This is a genomic window from Herbidospora daliensis (assembly GCF_001570585.1).
Taxonomy (GTDB): domain Bacteria; phylum Actinomycetota; class Actinomycetes; order Streptosporangiales; family Streptosporangiaceae; genus Herbidospora; species Herbidospora daliensis.
The window spans coordinates 1,357,646-1,380,976 of sequence record NZ_BBXF01000001.1 but is presented as its reverse complement, the minus strand read 5'-3'; the positions used below and the strand labels follow the sequence as shown (position 1 = coordinate 1,380,976).

General features: G+C 70.7%; 23 protein-coding genes. 16 read left to right on the top strand and 7 right to left on the bottom strand.

The genetic code is table 11. The features are described from left to right. Positions 1–174 precede the first annotated feature (174 nt). The 3 genes from AW274_RS41090 to AW274_RS05565 all read left to right on the top strand — a co-directional run bounded on the left by AW274_RS41090 (position 175) and on the right by AW274_RS05565 (position 3,895). The gene (locus AW274_RS41090) at positions 175–441 is read left to right on the top strand and encodes a LysM peptidoglycan-binding domain-containing protein (protein WP_198169019.1); all 267 of its coding nucleotides are present in this window, start codon (positions 175–177) and stop codon (positions 439–441) included. A gap of 176 nt (positions 442–617) precedes the next feature. Continuing rightward, positions 618–1,076 carry a transcriptional regulator NrdR gene (gene nrdR / locus AW274_RS05570; RefSeq protein WP_062429915.1) on the top strand — a complete coding sequence of 153 codons (459 nt, stop codon included), beginning with the start codon at positions 618–620 and terminating at the stop codon, positions 1,074–1,076. After that, positions 1,073–3,895 (top strand): vitamin B12-dependent ribonucleotide reductase, encoded by a 2,823-nt coding sequence (locus AW274_RS05565; RefSeq protein WP_062429914.1) that lies wholly within the window; start codon positions 1,073–1,075, stop codon positions 3,893–3,895. The genes nrdR and AW274_RS05565 overlap by 4 nt, the downstream gene beginning before the upstream one ends. Before the next feature lie 136 nt (positions 3,896–4,031). Here AW274_RS05565 and AW274_RS05560 read toward each other — a convergent pair whose 3' ends face one another. Together AW274_RS05560 and AW274_RS05555 are read right to left on the bottom strand one after the other, a co-directional pair. After that, the gene (locus AW274_RS05560) at positions 4,032–5,147 is read right to left on the bottom strand and encodes a serine hydrolase domain-containing protein (RefSeq protein WP_062429912.1); all 1,116 of its coding nucleotides are present in this window, start codon (positions 5,145–5,147) and stop codon (positions 4,032–4,034) included. A 17-nt stretch (positions 5,148–5,164) separates the two neighbouring features. Continuing rightward, on the bottom strand, positions 5,165–5,545 hold the full coding sequence (locus AW274_RS05555; RefSeq protein WP_062429910.1) for a hypothetical protein: 381 nt from the start codon (positions 5,543–5,545) through the stop codon (positions 5,165–5,167). Positions 5,546–5,678: 133 nt separating this feature from the next. Between AW274_RS05555 and AW274_RS05550 the strand changes: the two genes are divergently transcribed. From AW274_RS05550 to AW274_RS05540, 3 genes are all read left to right on the top strand, one after another. Then, positions 5,679–6,527 (top strand): outer membrane protein assembly factor BamB family protein, encoded by an 849-nt coding sequence (locus AW274_RS05550; RefSeq protein ID WP_062429909.1) that lies wholly within the window; start codon positions 5,679–5,681, stop codon positions 6,525–6,527. Positions 6,528–6,529: 2 nt separating this feature from the next. Next, complete coding sequence (locus tag AW274_RS05545) at positions 6,530–7,156, top strand: NADPH-dependent F420 reductase (protein WP_062429908.1); 627 nt, start codon at positions 6,530–6,532, stop codon at positions 7,154–7,156. Positions 7,157–7,259: 103 nt separating this feature from the next. Beyond that, positions 7,260–8,036: an MBL fold metallo-hydrolase gene (locus tag AW274_RS05540; RefSeq protein ID WP_062429907.1), complete on the top strand. Its 777-nt coding sequence runs from the start codon at positions 7,260–7,262 to the stop codon at positions 8,034–8,036. Here AW274_RS05540 and AW274_RS41085 read toward each other — a convergent pair. After that, positions 7,996–8,439, bottom strand: coding sequence for a YbjN domain-containing protein (locus AW274_RS41085; RefSeq protein WP_062334923.1), 444 nt, complete (start codon positions 8,437–8,439; stop codon positions 7,996–7,998). The genes AW274_RS05540 and AW274_RS41085 overlap by 41 nt on opposite strands. A gap of 114 nt (positions 8,440–8,553) precedes the next feature. Here AW274_RS41085 and AW274_RS05530 point away from each other — a divergent pair, with 114 nt between their 5' ends. The 3 genes from AW274_RS05530 to AW274_RS05520 all read left to right on the top strand — a co-directional run bounded on the left by AW274_RS05530 (position 8,554) and on the right by AW274_RS05520 (position 11,566). Continuing rightward, positions 8,554–9,318, top strand: a complete 765-nt coding sequence (locus AW274_RS05530; protein WP_062429906.1) for an SDR family oxidoreductase — start codon at positions 8,554–8,556, stop codon at positions 9,316–9,318. 74 nt (positions 9,319–9,392) lie between these two features. Further along, complete coding sequence (locus tag AW274_RS05525; RefSeq protein ID WP_062429905.1) at positions 9,393–10,367, top strand: MBL fold metallo-hydrolase; 975 nt, start codon at positions 9,393–9,395, stop codon at positions 10,365–10,367. Further along, complete coding sequence (locus AW274_RS05520) at positions 10,352–11,566, top strand: CaiB/BaiF CoA transferase family protein (protein WP_062429904.1); 1,215 nt, start codon at positions 10,352–10,354, stop codon at positions 11,564–11,566. The genes AW274_RS05525 and AW274_RS05520 overlap by 16 nt, the downstream gene beginning before the upstream one ends. A 52-nt stretch (positions 11,567–11,618) precedes the next feature. Here AW274_RS05520 and AW274_RS05515 read toward each other — a convergent pair whose 3' ends face one another. Both AW274_RS05515 and AW274_RS05510 read right to left on the bottom strand, forming a co-directional pair. Next, positions 11,619–12,296: a GntR family transcriptional regulator gene (locus tag AW274_RS05515; protein WP_062429903.1), complete on the bottom strand. Its 678-nt coding sequence runs from the start codon at positions 12,294–12,296 to the stop codon at positions 11,619–11,621. Further along, complete coding sequence (locus AW274_RS05510) at positions 12,296–12,994, bottom strand: alpha/beta fold hydrolase (protein ID WP_062429902.1); 699 nt, start codon at positions 12,992–12,994, stop codon at positions 12,296–12,298. The genes AW274_RS05515 and AW274_RS05510 overlap by 1 nt, the downstream gene beginning before the upstream one ends. A gap of 61 nt (positions 12,995–13,055) precedes the next feature. Between AW274_RS05510 and AW274_RS05505 the strand changes: the two genes are divergently transcribed. Genes AW274_RS05505 through AW274_RS05480 form a run of 6 tightly spaced genes read left to right on the top strand, consistent with a single transcriptional unit; the run spans position 13,056 to position 18,926 of the window. Beyond that, positions 13,056–13,871: an ABC transporter ATP-binding protein gene (locus tag AW274_RS05505; protein ID WP_083973843.1), complete on the top strand. Its 816-nt coding sequence runs from the start codon at positions 13,056–13,058 to the stop codon at positions 13,869–13,871. Between the two features lie 47 nt (positions 13,872–13,918). After that, the gene (locus tag AW274_RS05500; RefSeq protein WP_062429901.1) at positions 13,919–14,932 is read left to right on the top strand and encodes an ABC transporter substrate-binding protein; all 1,014 of its coding nucleotides are present in this window, start codon (positions 13,919–13,921) and stop codon (positions 14,930–14,932) included. Beyond that, entirely contained in the window at positions 14,913–15,686 is a 774-nt protein-coding gene (locus AW274_RS05495; protein ID WP_062429900.1) for an ABC transporter permease, read from the top strand. Before AW274_RS05500 ends, AW274_RS05495 begins: the two co-directional genes overlap by 20 nt. After that, positions 15,683–16,462, top strand: coding sequence for an ABC transporter permease (locus AW274_RS05490; protein ID WP_062429899.1), 780 nt, complete (start codon positions 15,683–15,685; stop codon positions 16,460–16,462). The genes AW274_RS05495 and AW274_RS05490 overlap by 4 nt, the downstream gene beginning before the upstream one ends. An 11-nt stretch (positions 16,463–16,473) precedes the next feature. Next, on the top strand, positions 16,474–18,174 hold the full coding sequence (locus tag AW274_RS05485; protein WP_062429898.1) for a CocE/NonD family hydrolase: 1,701 nt from the start codon (positions 16,474–16,476) through the stop codon (positions 18,172–18,174). Then, positions 18,174–18,926, top strand: a complete 753-nt coding sequence (locus tag AW274_RS05480) for an HpcH/HpaI aldolase/citrate lyase family protein (RefSeq protein WP_062429897.1) — start codon at positions 18,174–18,176, stop codon at positions 18,924–18,926. Before AW274_RS05485 ends, AW274_RS05480 begins: the two co-directional genes overlap by 1 nt. Before the next feature lie 102 nt (positions 18,927–19,028). Here the strand turns inward: AW274_RS05480 and AW274_RS41080 are convergent, their stop codons facing one another. Next, on the bottom strand, positions 19,029–19,202 hold the full coding sequence (locus tag AW274_RS41080; RefSeq protein ID WP_198169018.1) for a hypothetical protein: 174 nt from the start codon (positions 19,200–19,202) through the stop codon (positions 19,029–19,031). Between the two features lie 26 nt (positions 19,203–19,228). After that, complete coding sequence (locus tag AW274_RS05475; RefSeq protein WP_062429896.1) at positions 19,229–20,938, bottom strand: beta-galactosidase; 1,710 nt, start codon at positions 20,936–20,938, stop codon at positions 19,229–19,231. An 82-nt stretch (positions 20,939–21,020) separates the two neighbouring features. Between AW274_RS05475 and AW274_RS05470 the strand changes: the two genes are divergently transcribed. Next, positions 21,021–23,300: a TIM-barrel domain-containing protein gene (locus AW274_RS05470; protein WP_062429895.1), complete on the top strand. Its 2,280-nt coding sequence runs from the start codon at positions 21,021–21,023 to the stop codon at positions 23,298–23,300. Positions 23,301–23,331: the final 31 nt, after the last annotated feature.

Sequence of the window (23,331 nt, the reverse complement as noted above, 5' to 3'; positions counted from 1 at the left end):
GGGCCCTCCACCCGGGAGGAGGCAGGCCGCCCTCCCGGGCAGGACCGCATCCACGCCCCGCAAGCGCTCACCCGATGGGGCGACGTCAGACGCCCGCCCCACTCCGCAGGCCCCCGTACAGGCAGAGAAGGAACGCCGCCCCTCCGCCTGACCAGGCGGGGCAGGATCGTGCTGGTGGCGCTCATCGCCGCGTTGAGTTTGGCCGTGCTCTGGCTGGGCACGCGGGCTGCCGTGACCGCGTCCACCACCCGCCCCGTAGAAGGGTTGCCCACGGTCACCGTTCAGGAGGGCGACACCCTCTGGGGCATCGCCACGTCATCCGGCGATGGCCGCGACGCAGGGGTCCTCGTTCGCGAGATCATGGATTTGAACGGCTTACCCGATCCCCTCATCCGGCCAGGCACGACGCTCTACCTCCCCCGAGACGTCCCAGGTCAGTAGGCCCCTGAGGGGCGTGTTGTTTGAGTTGCGATCTAGGGGACTCACTTCTAGGGTTGGGGAACCACAACATCTAGTGGTCGTGGTCAACTGAGCGAACCATAGATTGTGTTTCCTTTGCCGCACCTCATCACATGTGGGGGCGTGCGCGAGCGTCTGGTCAGTGAGGAGGCGACGGCGTGCATTGCCCGTTCTGCCGTCATCCCGACACCCGGGTCGTCGACAGCCGGTCGACGGAAGACGGCGGGGCGATTCGCCGCCGGCGCACCTGTTCCGAATGCGGGAGGCGCTTCACCACGCAGGAGACGGTCCTGCTGATGGTGAGCAAACGCAGCGGGGTGACCGAGGCCTTCTCCAGGGAGAAGGTCATCGCCGGGGTCCGGCGGGCCTGCCAGGGGCGGCCCGTCAGTGAGGACTCGCTCGCGCAGCTCGGGCAGAGGGTCGAGGAGAGCATCCGTTCGTCCGGTGTCGCCGAGATCCCCGCCCACCAGGTCGGCGTCGCGGTCCTCGGGCCGCTGCGCGACCTCGATGAGGTGGCTTATCTACGTTTCGCCTCGGTCTACCGGGGGTTCGAGACCCTCGCCGACTTCGAGGCAGAGATCCAGCAACTCAAGGCACATGCCAAGGGGGAGTCATGACGGAGACGGTCAACGGCACATCCACGCGCGCACGGCGTGGGCGGGCCAAGGGGCTGAAGGTGAAGCGGATCTTCACCACCGAGGGCGTCCACCCCTATGACGCGGTGGAGTGGGAGCGCCGTGACGTCGTCATGACCAACTGGCGCGACGGCTCGGTCAACTTCGAGCAGCGCGGGGTCGAGTTCCCGGCGGCCTGGTCGGTCAACGCGGCCAACATCGTGACCACCAAGTACTTCCGCGGCGCGCTCGGCACGCCGCAGCGCGAGTGGAGCCTGAAGCAGCTCGTCGACCGGGTGACGGGGGTCTACACGCGTACCGGCGTCGAGAACGGCTACTTCGCCAGCGACGAAGACGCCGAGATCTTCGACCACGAGCTGAAGCACGCGCTGGTCCACCAGCTGTTCGCGTTCAACTCGCCCGTGTGGTTCAACGTCGGCACCCTGTCGCCGCAGCAGGTCAGCGCCTGTTTCATCCTGGCCGTCGACGACACCATGGAGTCGATCCTCGACTGGTACAAGGAAGAGGGCGTGATCTTCAAGGGCGGTTCGGGCTCGGGTGTGAACCTGTCCCGCATCCGCTCCTCGAAGGAACTGCTCTCCTCGGGCGGCACGGCCAGCGGGCCCGTGTCCTTCATGCGGGGCGCCGACGCGTCGGCGGGAACCATCAAGTCGGGCGGGGCGACCCGCCGGGCGGCCAAGATGGTCGTGCTCGACGTCGACCACCCCGACATCGAGGAGTTCATCGAGACGAAGGCGCGTGAGGAGGACAAGATCCGCGCCCTCCGCGACGCCGGGTTCGACATGGACCTGGGCGGCAAGGACATCGTGTCGGTGCAGTACCAGAACGCCAACAACTCGGTCCGCGTCAGCGACGAGTTCATGCGCCAGGTCGAGACCGGCGGGAAGTTCGGCCTGCGCGCCCGCCTCACCCATGAGGTCATCGAGGAGATCGACGCCAAGGACCTTTTCCGCAAGATGGCCAAGGCGGCGTGGGAGTGCGCCGACCCGGGCGTCCAGTACGACGACACGATCAACGACTGGCACACCTGCCCCGAGACCGGCCGCATCACCGCGTCCAACCCCTGCTCGGAGTACGTCCACCTCGACAACTCCTCGTGCAACCTGGCGTCGATCAACCTGCTGAAGTTCCTCACCGACGACGACGCCTTCGACATCGCGCGGTTCGTCAAGCTGACCGAGCTGATCATCACCGCGATGGACATCTCGATCACCTTCGCCGACTTCCCGACCGAGAAGATCGGCGAGACCACCCGCGCCTACCGGCAGCTCGGCATCGGCTACGCCAACCTGGGCGCGCTGCTGATGGCCACCGGCCACGCCTACGACTCCGACGGCGGCCGGGCCATCGCCGGGGCGATCACGTCGCTGATGACCGGGGTGTCCTACCGCCGCAGCGCCGAGCTGGCGGGCATCGTGGGGGCGTACGACGGATACGAGCGCAACGCCGAGCCGCACAAGCGGGTCATGCGCAAGCACGCCGCGGCCAACGACGCGGTGCGCACCGTCGACGCGATGGACAAGGCGATCCACACCGAGGCCACCAAGCAGTGGCAGGAGTGCCTCAAGCTGGGCGAGAAGAACGGCTGGCGCAACGCCCAGGCGTCGCTGCTCGCCCCGACCGGCACCATCGGCCTGATGATGGACTGCGACACCACCGGCATCGAGCCCGACCTGGCCCTGGTCAAGTTCAAGAAGCTCGTCGGCGGCGGCTCGATGCAGATCGTCAACCAGACCATCCCCCGGGCCCTGCGTCAGCTGGGTTACCAGGAGGAGCAGGTCGAGGCGATCGTCGAGTACATCGCGCAGAACTCCCACGTGGTCGGCGCCCCCGGTCTCAAGGAGGCCCACTACGAGGTGTTCGACTGCGCGATGGGCGAGCGGGCGATCGCGCCCATGGGCCACGTCCGGATGATGGCCGCGACCCAGCCGTTCCTGTCGGGCGCGATCTCCAAGACGGTCAACCTGCCCGAGTCGGCGACGATCGACGACATCGAGCAGGTCTACCTCGAGGGCTGGCGGCTCGGCCTGAAGGCCCTGGCCGTCTACCGCGACAACTGCAAGGTCGGCCAGCCGCTGTCGGCGGGCGGCAGCAAGAAGACCGAAGAGGCCGCGGTCGTCGCCGAGCCCGAGACCAAGGTCATCGAGGTCTCCCGCCCGACCCGCCGCCGCATGCCGAACAGCCGCCCGAGCATCACGACCCGCTTCACGGTCGGCGGCGCGAAGGGCTACATGACCGCGTCGTCCTACCCCGACGACGGTCTCGGCGAGGTCTTCCTGAAGATGTCCAAGCAGGGCTCGACCCTCGCGGGCGTCATGGACGCCTTCTCCGTGGCGATCTCGATCGGTCTCCAGTACGGCGTGCCGCTCGACACTTACGTGCAGAAGTTCGTCAACATGCGCTTCGAGCCGGCCGGCATGACCGACGACCCCGACGTCCGCATGGCCCAGTCGGTGATGGACTACATCTTCCGCCGCCTGGCCCTCGACCACCTGGCCTACGAAGACCGGGCCGCCCTGGGCATCTTCTCGGCGTCGGAGCGCGCCGCGCAGCAGCGCGGCGAAGACCCGGCCGCCCAGCTCGACACCGCGGCGCTGGCCCAGTCGGCCCCGATCGAGCCGCCGGTGACCAAGCCGGTCCCGATCGCCGAGCCGGTCAGGGCCTCGTCGGAGGGCCACCTCGAAGGCCACCAGGGCTTCACCGCCGACGCGCCGCTGTGCATGACCTGCGGCACGAAGATGCGTCCGGCCGGTAGCTGCTACGTCTGCGAAGGCTGCGGCAGCACCAGCGGCTGCAGCTGATCCCGAGATCTCCCGGGCCGAGTGAAGGCCCGGGAGATCTTCTTTTCTCCGTTACGGCTCCGCCCACCCCGGCACCGACCGAGGCCGAGGCCGGGGCCGCAACCGGCGCCACCCGGCCGCGCCCACCGGGCCGCCGTCACGAGTAGGCGGCCCGCACGAGGTCGGCCGCGCGGCGGTCGTTCGCCGCATGTTGTCCGTGGTTCATGACGTAGCCGAAGGCCAGCCCCCGGTCGGGGTCGGCGAAGCCCAGCGAGCCCCCATATCCGGGGAAGCCGAAGGCGCGCGGCCCGTACCAGAACTCGTCCGGGTTCGGCAGCCCGAAGCCCAGCCCCACCCGTACCGGCACCCGCAGCACCTTGTCGACCCCGCCGACCTGCTCGGTCGTGGCCTCGGCCAGCAGTTCGGGGCTCAGGATCCGCCCGTCGAGCAGGGCCGCGTAGAAACCCGCCAGCCCGCGCGCGCTGCCCGCCCCGTTCGAGGCGGGGAACTCGGCCGCCAGTTCCATGGGGTCGTTGTGGTTCAGGAACGGGGTCACCGCCATCGAGGCGCGCATCGTCAGCGACGCCGGGTCGAAGTAGGGGCGCAGCTCCTCCGGAAGGGTCGCCGGGTCGACCGACAGGTCGATCTTCGGGGACACGATCCGGGCGGCGCGGTGGTGTTCGGAAGGCGGCAGCCCGATCCAGAAGTCCAGGCCGAGCGGGCCGGCGATCTCCTCGCGCAGGTAGGTCCCCAGCGTCCGCCCCGACGCCCGGCGGACCACCTCGCCGACCAGCCAGCCGAAGGTGTGGGCGTGGTAGCCCGGCTCGGTGCCCGGCGTCCAGAGGGGCTGCTGGGCTTCCAGGGCGGCGACCACCGGCTCCCAGGCGATGGCCTCGGCGGGGGTGACCGGCTTGTCGAGGGCGGCCAGGCCCGCCTGGTGGGTGAGCAGCCACCGTACCGGGATCTCGGGTTTGCCGAACTCCGGCCAGTAGTCGGCGACGGGGGCGTCCAGGTCGAGCAGGCCGCGGTCGGCCAGGTGCAGGGCGCAGGCGGCGGTGATCGCCTTGGTGGTGGAGAAGACGACCTGGAGGGTGTCCTCGGTCCAGGGGCGGCCGGTCTCGGGGTCGGCCACGCCGCCCCACAGGTCGACGACCTTCTCGCCGTGGAGGTAGACGCAGACGGCGGCGCCGATCTCGTCGTGGTGCTCGAAGTTCGCCGCGAACGCGTCGCGGACGGGTTCGAATCCGGGTGCGGTCGTGCCGTTGAGGGGCATGCGTCATCGCCTTACGGCTAGAAGGGACGCCAGCTCTCGATGAGCCAGGCGCAGATCTCCGGCTCGGTCATCTCGGGGAACTCTTCGGTGAACGTCACGAGGGCCCGCAGCGCCTCGTCACGGTCGAGGCCGCGTTCGGCGGCCGCCTTCAGGTAGTCCTGCCGGGCCGCGGACGGGCGCCCTCCGCCGGCGCCGCGGCCGGGCAGGCTCTCACGCCAGCGCACGATCTCGCCGAGACGGTCGGGGCGCCAGCCGGGGGCGCCGTCGATCTCGGCGTCAGGGTCGGGGAAGGGGTGGGCGGAGCCTGCGGGGTGGCGGGCCCGCCACTTGTGCACCGCGTGCCGGCTCACCCCCAGCGCCTCGCCGATGCCGAGAACGCCGAGGTATCGCTCGGTCATGGTGCCTCAACTCGTCTGTGGGCCTCCTGGTGCGTCACTTCATACCACGACGGAACATCGTCTCTAGGGGAGACAATGTAGGGGCGGGAGAAAACCTCGTCAATGCTGGAGACGAGGTTTGTATGATCACCCCGTGCGTCACGTCTGGGAGAGATCGCTGCACATCGCCGGATATGCCGCGATCCCCGCGGTCCGTCGTGACGTGATCGTCGTGTACGAACGCCACACCCGGCTGGTCTGCCTCGATCCCCGCGACGGCTCGGTGCGGTGGGACGTGGCGACCGAACCGTGGCCGCGCGAGATCGTGCTGGCAGGAGACCGGGTCCTGGTCGGCGGATCGCGGCTGCGCTGCCTCGATCTGGCCACGGGCGCGGAGCTCTGGTGCGCGTCGACGCGGGAGTGGAGCGCGCATGCCGTGGTGTGCGGCCCGCTGGTCCTCTTCGGAGGCTGGCGGGGGTACACGCCGGTGGGGGCGGCCGAGCTGGAGACCGGGGCGGTGTCGTGGTGCACCCCCGCCAGAACGGCCACGGTGCTGCCGGCGGCCTGGGGCGACCGGGCGCTGCTCGGGCACGGCGACCGCGCCTGGCTGGTGAGCCCCCGTGACGGAGCCCGGCTGCACGACTGGCGGCCGCCCGAACCGCTCCACCAGGCCGACCTGGTCGAGGTGTTCCGGGTCGTGGACGCCGATCGGTGCCTGGCCCGGACCGAGTCCCGGCGGGTCGTGGAGTTACGCCTGTCCACGCCCGAGGTCCGGTACGTCGAGTGCCCGTTCGACTGGCCGAGGGTGCTGCCGTTCCTCGTCGCGGAGCCGCTCGGCCTGGTGACCGGCGCGGGAGGGCGGGTGCACACGGGCGAACGGCGGATCTACGCGATCCACGACCTGGGCGACGGCAGGGTGCTCATGGTCACCAAGGGGGCCTTGCGGGTGGTCGCGTTGGAGGGCGGAGGGGGAATTCCATCCCCTTCGGTCTGGTTCCCGTGAGTATGGTCATCGCATTCATCGGTAGCGGGCACATCGGGTCGGCGCTGGCCCGGTTGGCCGTCGGCACCGGTCACACCGTCGTGATGAGCAACTCCCGGGGGCCCGAGACCCTCGCCGACCTGGTCGGGTCGCTCGGGCCGGGCGCGTCCGCGTCGACGCCCGAAGGGGCGGCCGAGGCGGGGGACGTCGTGGTCGTCACGGTGCCGTTCCACGCGTACACGAAGGTCCCGGTCGAGCCGCTCGCGGGGAAGATCGTGATCGACACGAACAACTACTACTTCGAGCGCGACGGGCGGTTCCCGGAGATCGACTCCGGCGAGAAGACGCCGTCGGGGCTGCTCCAGGAGCATCTGCCGACCTCGCGCGTGGTCAAGGGCTTCAACAACATCATGGCCGCCCACCTGCTGTCCGACGGCACTCCGCCGGGCACCCCGGGCCGCCGGGCGCTGCCGATCGCGGGCGACGACCCGGGGGCGAAGAAGGTCGTCGCCGACCTGACCGACTCCTTCGGTTTCGACGTCGTGGACGTCGGCCCGCTGTCCGAGGGGTGGCGGCACGACCGTGACCGGCCCGCCTACGTGTCCCGGTTCACCGCCGAGGAGCTGCGCGCGGCGCTCGCCAAAGCCTGACGCGCCGGACGGCTCCGGACTTCTGCGGTGTGATCCGGATTTTTCGGGGTGTCAACGGAGCGAAATTCGGTCGGGCCGGGCTCCGGTGTGGTAAGCACTGACCATGATCGAAGTTGCGGACGGAGTCTGGATCCGCCGGCACACCGAACTCGACCTCACCCTCGGACTCGTCGTGGGGGACACCGGTTGTCTCGTCGTCGACACCGGCATCGACGAGGCCTTCGGCCACGCGTGGGCCGACGCGATCAGGGAGGTCACCGACCTGCCCTGGACGGTCGTGCTGACCCACGCCCACTTCGACCACGCCTTCGGCACGGCCGCCTTCGGCACCTGTTTCGCCACCGAGGGCTGCCGCGAGGCGCTGGTCGACACGGCGCACAAGCAGGTCGCCGAATGGTCGGGCGAGTTCCCCGGCATCGCGTCCGCGCCGATCGTGCTGCCGCTGCGCGCGCCGTTCAGCGTCGACCTCGGCGGCAGGGAGGTGCTGCTCGGCCATCCCGGGCCCGGCCACACCGGCCACGACCTCACCGTCGAGGTGCCGGACGCGGGGGTGCTGTTCGCCGGAGACCTCGTGGAGCAGGGCGCGCCGCCGCAGTTCGGCGACTCCTACCCGGCCGCCTGGCCGATGGCGCTGGAGAAGATGCTGGACGCCGCGCCCCGGGTGATCGTGCCGGGCCACGGCGACCCGGTGACGCCCGACTTCGTCGAGCGGCAGCGAGCGGAGATCACCGAGATCGTGACGCTCTGTGAACGGCTGAACCGTGGGGAGATCGACATCGAGGGGGCGGTGGCGCGATCGCCGTACCCGCAGAAGACCCTCGAAGAGGCGCTGGCCAGGACTATTCGGCGTCGTCCTCTTCGAAGGCCAGACGGTCGCTGAGCCAGCGGTGGAACTTGATCGCCGACCTCACCCAGTGGGCGACGATCGTCATCAGGTGCTCGTAGGTCACCCCGGCGCCGATGTAGAGCTGGGCGTCGCCTATCACCCGGATCACGCCGTTGTCGGGCGTGAAGGCGTAGACCTTCGGCCACATGGTGTCGGCGTTCCACTCGTTGAGCGCGGTGAGCAGCAGGGGCTTCTCGTCGACGGAGTAGTGGCGGTCGTAGAAGGTGCGGATCGTGAACAGGTCGCCTTCTGACCCGAACAGGAAGAAGACCGTGAGCGCCTCGGTGGAGATCGCGAGGTCGCCGTCAGCGTCGAAGGTGAAGTCGATGTCGAGTTCGTTGAGGATCTCGATGATCAGTTCCTGGTCGGGCTGGACCACGGCCGGGGAATGGCTCACCCCCCCATCCTGACAGACCTGGGCCCCGGATTCATGAGCCTGTGGGGTGAGTTCGTTCAGCGCGTCGTGATGGGGTATGGATCCTGAAAATGCCTCAAAAGGTGGGAAACCATCATGGACGGTACGATTCTCGTCACCGGCGGCACCGGGATCCTGGGCCGTCAGGTCATCGCGGACCTTCGGCGGGCGGGCCGGGAGGTCCGCAATCTGGCCCGTAGCGCCGACGGGCCCTACCAGGGCGACCTGGTCACCGGCCAGGGGGTCGCCGCGGCGGCGGAGGGCGTCGGCACGGTCGTCCACCTCGCCAGCAAGCCGCCCGGCAAGACCGACGTGCAGGCGGCCCGCAACCTGCTGTCGGCGCTGGCGCCCGGCACCCACGTGGTCTACATCTCGATCGTCGGGGTCGACCGGCATCCCTACTCGTACTACCAGGTCAAGCTGGCCGTGGAGCAGATGGTCGAGGCCTCCGGGCTGCCGTACACGATCCTGCGGACCACGCAGTTCCACGACTTCATGGCCTCGCTCTGCCGGAGCATGGCCAAGTCGCCGATCGTGCCCGTCCCGCTCGGGTGGGCGGCCCAGCCGATCGCGATCTCCGAGGTGTCGTCGCAGCTCACCACGCTGGCGATGGGCGACCCGGCCGGCCGGGTCGCCGACATGGGCGGGCCGCAGGTCCTCAGCTTCCGGGAGATGGCCGAGCTCTACCTCGCGGCCGAGGGGAAGAAGAAGCCGATCGTCGAGCTGCTGGTGCCGGGCCGGGTCAGCAAGGCGTTCCGCGCGGGCTACCAGCTCACGCCCGAGCACGCCGTGGGGCGCATCACGTTCCAGGAGTTCCTGAGGGGAGGCGTGCCGGCCTCGTCCTACTTCCGTAAGGCATGACGCGACAGATGATGCATTATCTGTATCGATCATGTAATGTTCCTTCCTAATTGTGCGATGGAAGGAGCCGCCGGATGTTCCAGGCCGATTCGGTCACGGTCACCGTCCTGGTCGAGAACTGGGTCGACATGCTGCTGCCCGACGTGGCGGACCACTGCGTCAGCCGGTACGGGCTGATCGAGCACTTCGACGGCAGGAGGGTGCCGCCGCAGGCCGAGAACGGGATCAGCATGCTCGTCGAGGCCACCCGGGGCCGGCACACCACCCGGGTGCTGTTCGACGCCGGCCTGACGGGCAGCGTGCTCGCGCACAACATGAAGGTCCTCGGGGTGGACGCCGGCGCGGTCGACCACCTGGTCATCAGCCACGGGCACCCCGACCACTTCGGCGGCGTGCACACCTTCCTCGAACTGGCCGGCCGCCGGGTCCCGGTCGCCACCCACCACGACGCCGAGCTGCCGCGCTACGCGGTCATGGGCGACGGCCGGGTCTCGCCCGTCTACAACACCGCCTTCACCTTCGGCCAGATCGAGGCCAGCGGCGGCGCGCCGGTGCTCAGCCGCGACCCGCTCGACCTCGGCTGGGGCGTCTGGACGACCGGCGAGATCCCCAGGAACGTCCCGTTCGAGGCCGCCGCGCCGCCGTTCGAGCGCGGCAAGCCGGGGCTCTACCAGGTCTCCGCGACCGGCGAGGTCCGCCGCGACGAGGTCATGGACGAGATGGGCCTGATCATCGACGTCAAGGACGAGGGCCTGGTGGTGCTGACCGGCTGCGCGCACGCCGGGGTGGTCAACACGCTCCACCAGGCCAGGGCGATCGCGGGCGACAAGCCCATCAGGGCCGTGCTGGGCGGCTTCCACCTGGGCTTCCCGACCACGCCCGCGAAGAACGTGGAGCTCACCGCCGAGGCGTTCCGCGACCTCGACGTGAAGACGGTCGTACCGATGCACTGTTCCGGCCTGCGCAGCCACGCCCACATGTCGGCGGCGCTGGCCGACCGCTACGTGCAGCCCGCCGTCGGCAGCGTGTTCACGTGGGGCGCGAGGTGAGGGCCGACCTCGCCGGGGTGCGGGTCGTCGCGGTCGAGCAGGCGGTCGCGGTGCCGCTCTGCTCACGGCACCTGGCCGACCTGGGCGCCGACGTGATCAAGGTCGAGCGCCTGTCGGGCGACTTCGCCCGCGACTACGACGACTTCGTCGGCGGCATGTCCAGCCACTTCGTCTGGCTCAACCGGGGCAAACGCAGCGTCGCCCTCGACCTGAAGACCCCGGAGGGCCGTCGCGTGCTGGGGGAGCTGCTCCGCACGGCCGACGTGCTGGTCTGCAACCTGGCTCCGGGCGCGTTCGACCGCATCTTCACCGATGACGAGCTGGTCGCGCTCAACCCCCGGCTGATCAGGCTCTTCCTGTCCGGGTACGGCACCCGCGGCCCGTTCGCCCATCGCAAGGCCTACGACATGCTCATCCAGGGCGAGGCCGGGGTCGTGACCGCGACCGGGACGCCCGCCCAGCCCGCCAAGCCGGGGGTCTCACTGGCCGACCTGAGCGGCGGGACGTACGCGCTGTCGGCCGTCACGGCTGCCCTCTACTCGCGGGAGCGGACCGGACGGGGGCAGCGCATCGACGTGGCCATGTTCGACGTGCTGCTCGAATGGATGAGCCCGCTGCTGCTGGCCCAGTCGCACGCGGGCACCGCCCCCGAACCCGCGGGGCTGAGCCACGCGAGCATCGCCCCCTACGGCCCTTACGTCTCGGCCGACGGCGACCTGGTGCTGATCGCGGTGCAGAACGAGGGCCAGTGGCGGCGGTTGTGCGAGGTCGTCGTCGGCGACCCGGCCCTGGCCGGCGACCCCGATTTCGCGCTCAACACCGACCGGCTGCGGAACCGGGACCGGTTGGAAACGGTCGTCGAGGCGGCCCTGCGGGCGTTGCCGACCGACGAACTGACCGATCGCCTGGAGCGCGCCGACGTGCCCAACGCCCGCCTCAACCGCCTCCCGGACGTGCTGGCCCACCCGCAGGCGCGGGCGACGGGCCGGTGGTCGTCGGCCGTGCTCCCGGACGGCGCGAAGGCGACCGTGGTGACCTCCCCGTTCCACCCGGGCAGTGCGGAGGAGGACCTCCGGGCCGTGCCCGACGTGGGGGAACACACGACGGAGGTGCTCGCGGAGCTGGGGCTGTCGGAACAAGAGGTGTCCGAGCTGGCCGCAGCGGGCGTGGTCGGCCGCCCGGCCGTGGACCGGCCGTAGGGCGGGCGGTCCGATGCGCGCGCGGTCGGCCGGCGCGTGGACCCGAGCGGGGTCAGTCGTTGTCGATCTCATAGGGGTCGGGGACGTCGTGGCCGACGAGATGGCGGGCCAGGGCGAGGAAGCTGTTGGTCAGGTGGATCTCGGTCGCTCGGGCCAGGGCGTCGGTGTCGCCCGCGCGGGCGGCGTCGAGGATCGTGCGGTGTTCCCGGGAGGCTTCGTCGGCCCGGCTCTCGACCACCTGGAGCATGTCCCACGGGAAACGCTGCCAGAGGAGGGCGATCTCCTCGCTCAGGCCCTCGTTGCCGCAGCGGTCGTAGAAGAGGAAGTGGAACTGGCGGTTCTTCTCGTTGAGGGTGGCGCGGTCGCCCTCGGCGGCGGCCTTCTCCATCTCCTCGACGAGCCGCTGGGCGTGGTCGAGGTCCTTGGGGGACAGGCGGCGGGAGGCGCGGCGCATGGCGTAGGGCTCGACCGACATGCGCAGCAGGTAGACGGTCTTGACGCGGTCGTAGTCGGCGTCGGCGACCCGCACCCCGCGATGGGGCTCGCTGATCAGCATGCCCTCGGCCTCCAGCAGGCGCAGGGCCTCGCGGACCGGGGTGATGCTCGTCTTGAACTGGGAGGCCAGCACGTCCTGCCGGATCCGGCTGCCCCGCGCGAGCTCGCCCGCGGAGATCATGCGGCGCAGTTCCGCGACGATGATGTCGCGTTTGGTGCGCGGACTGCCGGTCATCAGTGTTCCTCCTGCGCTTCGGTGGCGCGATGAAAGGCATCGAGAACTTCGCGGAAGCCGCGAGGGTCGTCAACGTACGCGACGTGCCCGGCCAGGGGAAGAGTAACGTAATCCGCCCCAAGGGTGGCGGCCAGTGATCGCGCCGCCTCCTCGCCCACCCGCACGTCGTGCTCCCCCCGGAGCACCATGGCCGGCCTGCGGCTCTCGGGGAGACGCCAGCTCAGCGCCGCCGCCAGGGCGCTCAACAGCCCTTCGGGACGCATCGCCCGGAACGTCCGGGAGAAGACCTCCCGAGAGCCCGCGCCGCCCGGGTGGAGAGTGTTCTGCATATAAGAGGTGGCGAACCCTTCCACGCCCTGCTCCTGGAGGGCCTTCGCGGTCGCCTCCACGCGCTCCGGGCCGCCCGCCGCCGGGAAGCCCGCCAGAACCAGGGACGCCACCCGCTCGGGTGCGGCTCGGCACACCTCCAGGGCCACGTAGGCGCCCAGGCCCGAGCCGGCGACGTGGAAGCGGGGTCCGGTTTTCAGGCAGGTCGCGACCGCTTTCGCGGTGTCGAACACCTCGGCTCGGCGCATACCGTGACCAGGGAGGTCGGGGGCGGAAAAGCGGCTCTGATCTGCGCCGATGACGTCGGCCCAGGTCTCCCCGGAGGCTCCCAGGGTGTGCAGGAGCAGTACAGGATGCCGGAAATCATGCATTATTAACTCTCATGACACATCACTCTTGTATAGAAGGCATCATTATGCAACAGTACGTCGCATGTCACTGCACGACCGGCGTAAAGCCACCACGCTGACCAGCCCCGGCAGGGGCGGTGCGGCCGTCGCCATCGACGACGTGACGATGCGGTTCGGGGACCGTGTCGCCGCGTCGGGCATCCGGGTCGACGTCGCGCCCGGCGAGATCGTCTCCGTCGTCGGGCCCTCCGGCTGCGGGAAGACGACGCTGCTCCGTGCGGTGGCGGGGCTGCTCACCCCGTCGGAGGGGAGTGTGAAGGTCGACGGCGAGGTCGTCGACGGCACCCCCGAAGGGGTCGGGATGGTCTTCCAGCACTTCGGGTTGTTCCCGTGGAAGACCGTCGAGGCGAACGTCGCCTACCCGCTGCGGCTGCGCGGGCTCCCGAAAGAGGAGATCGCCGCCCGCACGCGTGAGCTGATCGGCATGGTGGGCCTCTCCGGATTCGAGAAGTCCTACCCGCACCAGCTCTCCGGCGGCATGCAGCAGCGCACGGGCCTGGCCCGCGCGCTGGCCGTGCGGCCCCGGGTGCTCCTCATGGACGAGCCCTTCGGGGCGCTCGACGCGCAGACCGCCGAGGTGCTGCGCTTCGAGCTGCTCCGCATGTGGGAGGAGCACCCGATCACGATGTTGTTCGTCACGCACTCGATCGACGAGGCGGTGCTGTTCGGCGACCGGGTGGTCGTGCTGAAGGGCCGTCCCGGCAGGGTGCACGAGGTCATCGACGTCGCGCTGCCTCATCCGCGCGACCGTGCGGTGGCGAGGTCGGAGGAGTTCGCCGCGCTGCGCGAACGCGTCTGGTCTCTCGTCATGTCCCCCGACGCCGGTCAGGCGGGCTGAAAGCACAACGGTGCCCGCCCTGGGGCGGCACCTGGGAAGGACGGCACATGTTGTCGATCAAGCGCCTGGGAGCGGCCGCGCTGGCCCTGGTCTCCCTCACCGCCCTCGCCGCCTGCGGCGGCGGCTCTTCCTCGGGCGACGGCGGCGCGACCACCCTGTCGGTCGGCGTCCCCGGCATCCCCCCGGTCTTCGTGAACCTGATGGCGTACGTCGCCGAGTCGAAGGGCTACTTCAAGGAGGGTGGCGTCACCGTCACCCTGCGGCCCCTGCCGACCGGCGCCGACGTCGGCCGGGCCATCCAGAGCAAGGAACTCGACGGCGGCGTCATCGGCACCTCGGGCGCGGTCGCGCTGCGCGCCTCGGGCGGCAACGTGGTGGCCATCCTCGGCAACGAGAACCCGTCGTTCCTGATCGCGTCCTCCGACCCCAAGGTCACCGACTGCGCGTCCCTGAAGGGCAAGACCGTCGCCGTCGACGGCGCGGGCGCCCCCAAGGCCCTGTCGGTCAACCAGATGATCGGCTCCTGCGGCCTGACCCCGGCCGACATCACGACCGTGAACGTGGGCGGCCCCCAGTCGGTCGACGCCATGATCGCCGGGCAGGTCGACACCGCCGTGCTGCACCCCGACGAGCTGGCCGCCGTCAACGAGAAGACGCAGGCCCACGAGGTGGTCGCGCTCGCCAAGGTCGACCCGACCTCCCACTACACGATGCTGGTCACCCGCCAGGACGAGCTCGGCGACGGCGGCAAGCGCCCCGCCTGGGTGAAGACCGTGGCGGCCCTCCACAAGGCGATCACGTTCATCAACGACCCGGCCAACGCCGACGAGGTGGCCGGCATCGCCGCCACCATGACCAAGCGCACTCCGGAGATCTCCAAGGAGGCCCTCGGCCAGTTCGTCGGCATCAAGTTCTGGCCGGCCGACGCGGGCCTGGCCCGCGACCGGGTCGACCACGCGGTCGAAGCCCAGGTGAAGGCTGGGAACGTGGCCGCCGACAAGGCCCCCGAGTACGAGGACTTCGTCGACCTCACGGTGTTCGATGAAGCGCTCGGGAAGTGACTCGCGGCCCCGCGCCGTCGCGGTCGCGCTGGCCGGTCTGCTGCTCGGGCTGATCGCCTGGCAGTTCGCCGGCCAGCGTGACCCGGTCCTGCTGGCCACCCCGGTCCGCTCGTTCGAGGCGCTGGCCGCGATGGTGTCCGACGGCACCCTGCCGGCCGCGCTGCTCGACACCGGGCTGCTGTTCCTGGTCGGGCTGGCCGCCGCGATCGTCGGCGGGGTCGGCTACGGGCTGGTGCTGTCGCGGTCGAAGGTGCTGCGCGGGAGCACCGGCTGGCTGGTCTTCGCCTTCCAGTCGGTGCCGATCGTGGCGCTGGCGCCGCTGATCCTGGCGGCGTTCGGGTTCGGCTTCGGGGCCAAGACGCTGGTGGTGTTCCTGAGCGCGGTCTTCCCGATCCTGATCAACACGGTCGAGGGGGCCAGGCACGCGCCGAAGACCCTGCTCGAAGTGGCCCGCGTGCACCGCAGCGGGGAATGGCCGTTGTGGCGCGACGTGCTGATCCCGCACACCCTGCCCTACGCGATGAGCGGCATCCGGCAGGGCATCGCGATGGCCTTCGTCGGCACGTTCATCGCCGAGTTCTTCCTCCAGGCGACCGGGATCGGCGGGCTGCTGCTGTCGGCCTCGGCCCGGTTCGACTCGGCGACCGTGCTGGGCCTGACCGTGCTGGTGTCGGTGATCGCGGCCCTGCTGATGGGCCTGGGCCGGCGGCTGGAGAAGGCGTTCGCGCCCTGGCGCGAGGGGAGCACCGAATGACCGTCCTGACCGTGGACGCCCCGGTCCGCAAGGACGTGATCGGCAAGGTCGTCGCCGTGGTGGTCCTGCTCGGTGTGTGGCAGGTCGCCGGGTCGGCGTTCCTGCCCGACTACCTCCCCACGCCCGCCGGCGTGCTCACCGAGCTGGTGCCGACGCTGACCTCCGCCGCGTTCCTCACCGCGCTGGGGGAGACCGTCGTGGCGGTCGTGCTCGGGCTGGTGCTCGGGTGCGTGCCCGGGACCGCCGCCGGGCTGCTCATCGGGCGCGTCACCTGGTTGCGGCAGCTCACCACCCCGTACATCAGCGGCCTGTACGCCATGCCCATGCTGGCGATCGTGCCGATGGCGACGATCTGGTTCGGCTACGACGACACCACCCGGGTGATCGTGATCGCGCTGTCGGCGTTCCTGCCGTGCGCGGTCTCCACCGCCGACGGGGCCCGATCGTTGCCCGCCAACCTGGGCGACGTCGCCCGGGTGCTCAACGTGCCCAGGGGCAGGTTCGTGCTCGACTTCGTGCTCCCCTCGGCGTTGCCGTTCGCGGTCGCCGGGCTGCACATCGCCGTCGGGCGCGCCCTCGTCGGGGCCGCCGCCGTCGAGTTCCTGGCCAACATCGACGGACTGGGCACCTTCATCCTGACCAGCGCGCGCTCGTTCGCCCAGAACCAGGCGTTCGTGGGCGTGGCCGTGCTGGCCCTCCTCGGCGTGCTCGCCCGCGCCGGAACCGAACGGCTGATCCGGCGCGTCGCGCCGTGGCAGCAGACCCACCAGGACTAGGAGCCCTGTCAATGATCGTCGAATGGGACGTGCCGATCGAGACCGGCGACGGAGTCGTGCTGCGCGCCGACGTCTTCCGGCCCGACGCCCCGGGCCGCCACCCGGTCGTGCTCACCTACGGCCCCTACGCCAAGGGCCTGTCGTTCCAGGAGGGCTACCCGAGCGCCTGGAACAAGATGGCCGCCGAGCACCCCGACGCGCTGGCGGGCTCGTCCAACGTCTACCAGGCGTGGGAGGTCGTCGACCCGGAGAAGTGGGTGCCCGACGGCTACGTCTGCGTACGGGTGGACTCCCGCGGCGCCGGGGCCTCGCCGGGCGTGATCGACTGCTTCTCGCCGAGGGAGACGCGCGACTACTACGAGTGCGTCGAGTGGGCCGGCGTCCAGGAGTGGAGCAACGGCAAGGTCGGCCTGAACGGCATCTCCTACTTCGCCATGAACCAGTGGCACGTCGCCTCCCTCCAGCCGCCCCACCTGGCGGCGATCATCGTGTGGGAGGGCGCGGCCGACTGGTACCGCGACGCCACCCACCACGGCGGCATCCGCACCACGTTCTGGGACAACTGGTACGGCATGCAGGTCACGACCGTCCAGCACGGCCTGGGCGAGAACGGCCCGCGCAACCCGGTCACCGGCGCCCTCGCCACCGGTTCCCAGACCCTCTCCGAGGAGGAGCTGGCCGCCAACCGGGCCGACCTGGGCGGCGGCATCCAGGCCCACCCGCTCGACGACGACTACCACCGCGAGCGCTCGCCGGTCTGGGACAAGGTGACGGTGCCTCTGCTGTCGGCGGGCAACTGGGGCGGCCAGGGACTGCACCTGCGCGGCAACACCTACGGCTACCTGCGGGCCGCCTCCGAGGACAAGTGGCTGGAGATGCACGGCGACACCCACTGGTCGCTCTTCTACGCCGACTACGGCGTCGACCTGCAGAAACGTTTCTTCGGCCACTTCCTCAAGGGCGAGGACACCGGCTGGTCGAAGCAGCCGCCCGTGCAGTTGCAGGTCCGCCACCCCGACGCCACGTTCACGCCCCGGTTCGAGGAGGCGTGGCCGATCCCCCGTACCGAATGGACCAGGAAGTATCTCGACGCCGCCGCGATGACGCTGGGAGAACCGGCGGCGCCCGCGCAGGTCAGTTACGCCGCCACGGGACGCGGCGTGCAGTTCGAACTGCCCGCGCTGACCGAGACGACCGAGATCACCGGGCCGCTGGCGGCGAAGTTGTTCGTGTCGTCGTCGACCTCGGACGCCGACCTGTTCCTGGTGGTCCGCGTGTTCGACCCGGCGGGGGAGGAGATCGCCTTCCAGGGCGCCCTCGACCCGCACACCCCGGTCGCGCAGGGCTGGTTGCGGGCCTCCCACCGCGAACTCGACCCCGAGTTGTCGCAGCCGTGGTTGCCCGTGCACACCCACACGAACCCGGCCCCGCTGGTGCCGGGGGAGGTCTACGAACTCGACGTGGAGATCCTGCCGACCTGCCTGGTCGTGCCGGAGGGCTACCGGATCGTGCTGGAGGTACGCGGCCGCGACTACGAGCACGACAAGCCCGCCGGGCACCTGTCGAACCTCCGCAACCCGCTCAGGGGCTGCGGCCCCTTCCTGCACGACGACCCGGCCGACCGCCCGGCGGAGGTCTTCCACAACGAGGTGACCATCCACACGGGCGGCGACACGGCCTCCTACCTGCTGCTTCCCGTGGTGCCCGGCTGATGGTCCGGGCGGCCCTGTTCGTCCCCGGCGACCGTCCCGACCGGTTCGCGAAGGCGGCCGCCGCCGGGGCCGACACGATCATCCTCGACCTGGAGGACGCGGTCGCCCCCGCCGCCAAACCGGCGGCGCGCGAGCACGTGCGGGCGTGGCTGGCGGGCGGCGGTCCCGGCCTGGTACGGATCAACGCGCGCGGCACCGAATGGCACGACGACGACGTGGCCCTGGTGACGGAGTTCGGCTGCCCGGTGATGATCCCCAAGGCCGAGTCGGCCGCCGACGTCTTCGGCACGGCCTACCCGTTGATCGAGACCGCGGCGGGCTTGTTCAACGTCCGCGAGATCTGCGCCGCGCCCGGGGTGGTGCGGCCGGCCTTCGGCGGCGTCGACCTGGCGGCCCAGCTGGGCGTGTCACCCGACGACCGCACGGCCTTGCTGCACGCCCGCTCGGTGCTGGTGCTGGCCGCCGCCGCGGCCGGAACGGCCGCGCCCCTCGACGGGGTGACCACCGACCTGACCTCGGACGACAGGGTGCGCGAGGACGCGCAGCACGCGGCCGCGCTGGGCTTCGGGGGGAAGTTGTGCGTGCATCCCCGGCAGGTCGGGCCGGTGCTGGCGGCGTTCACGCCGTCGGAGGAGGACCTGGCCTGGGCACGGGAGGTCCTGGCGGCGTCGACCGGGGGAGTGGGGGTGGTCGGGGGGCGGATGGTCGACAAACCCGTCGTCGACCGAGCCCGCCGTCTGCTGAGTGCGTGACGGGGTGGCGACCGTGTTCAGGCACGGCCGGCACCCCGTCACCGTTGTGCTGTCGCGCGGCGCGCCGATTGCCGCGCGGCCCTCACGGGTTGATACGGCCGTTCAGGCGACCGTGGTCGGGCCACCGGTGCGGGGAAATCTGATGATTTTGGCGTCGCGGTACGCTCGCAGGTCGATCACCGTCGAATCGCCCCTGCTCTCGCGGTGAGACGCCCGCCGGCGGAGCGCCGACGTGATGTCTCTGACCTTCGCGAGCGATGGCACCACCTTGAGCATCGTTCTCCCCCGCCGTGATGGTTCCCTTACCTCTCCTCATATGTACCGGTTGGACAGTAAGTAGGGCGTAAAAGGCAGGTCAGAAGGTTTTCATAGGCTTTGTCGGCCAATCGCGTGGACAAATACCACGCCTTACCGAACCGGGTGAGGGCGGGGGTGCCGTCGGGGTAGGAGACGACGGCCTCGGCCCCGTCGAGGGCGATCTCCTCGCTCCAGAGCGAAGCCTCGGCGCCGTCGGAGAGGGTCAGCGGTGCGGCGAGGGGGCGGTGCTCCTTGATCGTGATCCCGAAGGCGGGCAGCCGGCCGCCGAGCCGCACCCGGAGATGCTCGTCGGTGACGGCCGAGAAGTAGGACATGAGCACGGCCCCCCGATGGGCGGCCAGGTTGGCGAGAGCCGTGCCGGTGACCGGCAGCAGGCTCGGCACGATCACCAACCGGTATGGCGAAAAATCGTGTTCCGGGTGGACGAAGGCGACGTGGTGCCCGGCCCGGTAGAGCAGCCGATGCGGCTGTTTGACCGCCTCCAGGTAGTCGAGATCCTGGGAGGGCAACCCCCGGCCCTGGAGCGCCCACCACGCCTCGTCGTCCCAGACGATCGCGACCTCGGGGGTCCGCGCCGCAGGGGTCGGAAGCGCCGCGAGGGTCTCGCCCAACGCGGTGATCTCGCGGAAGGTGCGGGTGTCGGGGCCCGCGTGCGGGACCATGCCGTGGAACCACTGCTCCGCGCCGCCCCGGGAGGCGCGCCACTGGAAGAACATCGCGCCGATCGATCCCCGCTCGACGTGGATCAGGGTGGTCCGGGCGAGGTCGCCCGGCGGGCGGGGGAGGGTGCGTCGGGGGGTGTATTCGACGGCCGCCGCCTGCTCCATCAGGATCCACGGTTTGCCGCCCGCCCACGAGCGGGCCAGGTCGGCGGTGAAGGCCGACTCCTCGGCCAGGTCGCCGGTCGGGTAGTCGTCGACGGCCACCAGGTCGACCTCGCGGGCCCACTTCCAGTGGTCGACCGGCACCCACGCGCCGAAGGCGAAGTTCGTGGTGACCGGCTTGCCCGTCGGGCGCAGCAGGTCGCGCTGCTCGACGTAGTGGGCGAGCATCTCGTCGGAGAGGAACCGGCGGAAGTCGAGCAGCTGCGACGGGTTCGGCAACCACTGGGTGGCCCGGGGCGGCTCGATCTCGTCCCAGTCGGAGTAGCCCTGCGACCAGAAGGCGGTCGTCCAGCGTTCGTTCAGGGTGGCCAGGTCGCCGTGGCGGGCCCGCAACCACGCCCGGAAGGCGCGGGCCACGTGGTCGCAGTGGCACCGGGTGCCGTACTCGTTGTGGACGTGCCACATCGCCAGCGCCGGGTGCCCGCCGTAGCGCTCGGCCAGCACCGACGCCAGTTCCTTCGAGGCCTCCCGGTACGCCGGCGCGCTCACGCAGTAGGTGTCGCGGCTGCCGTGGCTCAGCCGGGTGCCGTCGGCGGTGACGGTCAGCGTGTCGGGATGCCGGCGGCCGAACCACGGGGGCGGTGACGCGGTCGGCGTGGCCAGGTTGATCGCGATGCCGTTGGCGTGCAGCAGGTCGAAGACGCGGTCGAGCCGGCCGAACTCCCAGCGTCCGGGCGCGGGCTGGATGCTGCTCCACGAGAACACGCCGATCGTGACGAGGTTGACCCGGGCCCGGCGCATCAGGGCGACGTCGTCGTGCCAGACGTCTTCGGGCCACTGCTCGGGGTTGTAGTCGCCGCCGAAGTACATCGTCTCCCGCTCTCGTTGACGTTTGTTGGGATGGACGGCAAACTAATTATCATATCAGCCGCCATACCGTTGGAGTGCAGCGATGCCGTATCGCCCCCCGTTGATCGCGCGCGAGTACTTCGTCGCCGACCCGCCCGAGCTGCCCGTGCGGCAGCACGGCGAAGGCGGGATCGCGAGGCTGGCGCGGGCCGAGGTGGTGGCCTCCGACTCCTGCGGCGTCACCCTCAAGGGCGTGACGACGACCGACGAGTCGCTCGTCGTCCAGGTGAGCGCGGCGGGTGAGGGCATCGTGCGGGTCAAGCTCAGCGAGCAGGCCGACGCGCGCACCCGCTCGGCGCGGGCGCTGCGGCTGACCCGGCCGGTGCGGTGGTCCGCCGAGGTCACCGTCGGCGACGACACGATCGTGGTCGACGCGGGGGCCGTGCGGGCCGAGATCCGGCTGAACCCGTGGAACCTGCGCTTCACCGACCCGGCCGGGCGGGTGCTGACCGAGCAGGACCCCGGCCGGCCCGACATCTCCGGACGGCTCCGCACGCTGCCCTTCGGCCGCTCGCAGGTCGACGGGGTCACCGTCGCCTACCACGAGACGTTCCTGGCCCCGGCCGACGAGGCGTTCGGCGGGTTCGGGGAGTCGTTCACGCCGCTCGACAAACGCGGGCAGCGGCCGCTGATGTGGAACTTCGACGCGTTCGGCGCGGAGTCGCAGCGGGCGTACAAGAACGTGCCCTTCTACCTGTCCAGCCGGGGATACGGGATCGTCGTCGACAGCGGGATGCCGGTCGAGTTCGACATGTGCCAGTCGACCCACAGCGACGTGCAGATCGTGGTGCCCGACGACCTGATCGACTACTACGTCCTGGGCGGCCCCGACCCGGCCGACGTGCTGCGGCGGCTGCGCGCGCTGACCGGGCCGGCGGTGCTGCCGCCCAAGTGGGCGTTCGGGGCGTGGATCTCCTCGGGGTTCTTCCGCGACAGCCAGGAGCGGGTGCTGGAACGGGCACGGAAGATCCGGGAGCGCGGCATCCCCTGCGACGTGCTGCACCTCGACACGTTCTGGCAGATCGACGGGCACTGGTCGGACCTGCGGTGGGACACGCAGGCGTTCCCCGACCCCGAGGGCATGCTGCGGGAGCTCGACGCGCAGGGCTTCAAGGTGTGTCTCTGGATGAACCCGTACATCTCGCATCTGAGCCCGGCCTTCGAGGAGGCGGCGAGCAGCGGCTACCTGCTGCTGACCCGCGACGGCGAGCCCTACGTCGCCGACGCCTGGCACGGCTCCTACCCGGCCTGCGGCATCGTCGACTTCACCAACCCCGCCGCCCGCGTCTGGTTCCGCGGGCTGCTCAAGGGGCTGCTGGAGCAGGGCGTCCAGGTGTTCAAGACCGACTTCGCCGAGGGGGTGCCCGCGCGGGCGGTCGCATACAACGGGATGAGCGGCGCGGAACTGCACAACGTCTACTCGCTGCTGTTCAACGACCTGGTCGCCGAGGTGACCCGCGAGGTCGCCGGGCACGGGCTGGTCTGGGCGCGGTCGTCCTACCTCGGCGGGCAGCGGCATCCGGCGCAGTGGAGCGGCGACGTCGACGCGACCTACCCGGCGATGGGCAGCACCATCCGCGGCGGCCTGTCGCACGGCCTGTCGGGCATCCCGTTCTGGAGCCACGACGCCGGCGGGTTCACCGGCACGCCCACGCCCGACCTGTTCGTGCGCTGGTCGCAGTTCGGCGCGCTGTCGCCGCTGGTGCGGTTCCACGGCACCACCAGCCGCGAGCCGTGGGAGTTCCCCGAGGACGCCGAACGCGGCGCGGTCGAGGCGCTGCGCCTGCGCTACCGGCTGATGCCCTACCTCTACTCGACCGCCGTCGAGGCGGTGACGACCGGGCTGCCGATCATGCGCGCCCTCTGCGTCGACCGGCCCAGCGACCCGGTGAGCTGGCAGGCCGACCTCCAGTACCTGCTCGGCCCCGACCTCCTCGTCGCCCCGATGACCTCGGCCGACGGCACCCGCGACGTCTACCTCCCGGCCGGGACGTGGGTCGACCACTGGACCGGCGAGCACCACACCGGCGGCCGGTACATCCGCGTCGCCCCGCCGCTCGACCGCATCCCCCTCTACGGCCGCCACGGCGCGCTGATCCCCACCACGACCCCCGGCCCGACCGTGACTGAGACGCCGGAGATCTCCCTTCTCGTGTACGGCCTTCCTGACGGCGAATCCCGTACCGTGGTGCGCGACGTCGACGGGGAGACGGTCGTGACGGCCGTACACGAGCACGGACGGCTCGTCGTGCGGTCGGCCGGGCCGAAGACGGTCGTCGGGGTGGAGATCGTGGGCGCTTCGGCGGAGGTCGTCGTCGAGTAGGAGCCGCCGGTCGCGGCCCGGAAGCTGGGCC

What these genes read in the sequence shown, in the direction of transcription:
- AW274_RS05495 (WP_062429900.1), top strand. Translation starts at nt 14,913, where the DNA reads ATGAAGCGCTCGGGAAGTGACTCGCGGCCCCGCGCCGTCGCGGTCGCG.
- AW274_RS05485 (WP_062429898.1), top strand. Translation starts at nt 16,474, where the DNA reads ATGATCGTCGAATGGGACGTGCCGATCGAGACCGGCGACGGAGTCGTG.
- AW274_RS05490 (WP_062429899.1), top strand. Translation starts at nt 15,683, where the DNA reads ATGACCGTCCTGACCGTGGACGCCCCGGTCCGCAAGGACGTGATCGGC.
- AW274_RS05500 (WP_062429901.1), top strand. Translation starts at nt 13,919, where the DNA reads ATGTTGTCGATCAAGCGCCTGGGAGCGGCCGCGCTGGCCCTGGTCTCC.
- AW274_RS05545 (WP_062429908.1), top strand. Translation starts at nt 6,530, where the DNA reads ATGGTCATCGCATTCATCGGTAGCGGGCACATCGGGTCGGCGCTGGCC.
- AW274_RS05510 (WP_062429902.1), bottom strand. Translation starts at nt 12,994, where the DNA reads ATGCATGATTTCCGGCATCCTGTACTGCTCCTGCACACCCTGGGAGCC.
- AW274_RS05560 (WP_062429912.1), bottom strand. Translation starts at nt 5,147, where the DNA reads ATGCCCCTCAACGGCACGACCGCACCCGGATTCGAACCCGTCCGCGAC.
- AW274_RS05515 (WP_062429903.1), bottom strand. Translation starts at nt 12,296, where the DNA reads ATGACCGGCAGTCCGCGCACCAAACGCGACATCATCGTCGCGGAACTG.
- AW274_RS05565 (WP_062429914.1), top strand. Translation starts at nt 1,073, where the DNA reads ATGACGGAGACGGTCAACGGCACATCCACGCGCGCACGGCGTGGGCGG.
- AW274_RS05530 (WP_062429906.1), top strand. Translation starts at nt 8,554, where the DNA reads ATGGACGGTACGATTCTCGTCACCGGCGGCACCGGGATCCTGGGCCGT.
- AW274_RS41080 (WP_198169018.1), bottom strand. Translation starts at nt 19,202, where the DNA reads ATGCTCAAGGTGGTGCCATCGCTCGCGAAGGTCAGAGACATCACGTCG.
- AW274_RS05470 (WP_062429895.1), top strand. Translation starts at nt 21,021, where the DNA reads ATGCCGTATCGCCCCCCGTTGATCGCGCGCGAGTACTTCGTCGCCGAC.
- AW274_RS05475 (WP_062429896.1), bottom strand. Translation starts at nt 20,938, where the DNA reads ATGTACTTCGGCGGCGACTACAACCCCGAGCAGTGGCCCGAAGACGTC.
- AW274_RS05480 (WP_062429897.1), top strand. Translation starts at nt 18,174, where the DNA reads ATGGTCCGGGCGGCCCTGTTCGTCCCCGGCGACCGTCCCGACCGGTTC.
- AW274_RS05525 (WP_062429905.1), top strand. Translation starts at nt 9,393, where the DNA reads ATGTTCCAGGCCGATTCGGTCACGGTCACCGTCCTGGTCGAGAACTGG.
- AW274_RS05505 (WP_083973843.1), top strand. Translation starts at nt 13,056, where the DNA reads ATGTCACTGCACGACCGGCGTAAAGCCACCACGCTGACCAGCCCCGGC.
- AW274_RS05540 (WP_062429907.1), top strand. Translation starts at nt 7,260, where the DNA reads ATGATCGAAGTTGCGGACGGAGTCTGGATCCGCCGGCACACCGAACTC.
- AW274_RS05555 (WP_062429910.1), bottom strand. Translation starts at nt 5,545, where the DNA reads ATGACCGAGCGATACCTCGGCGTTCTCGGCATCGGCGAGGCGCTGGGG.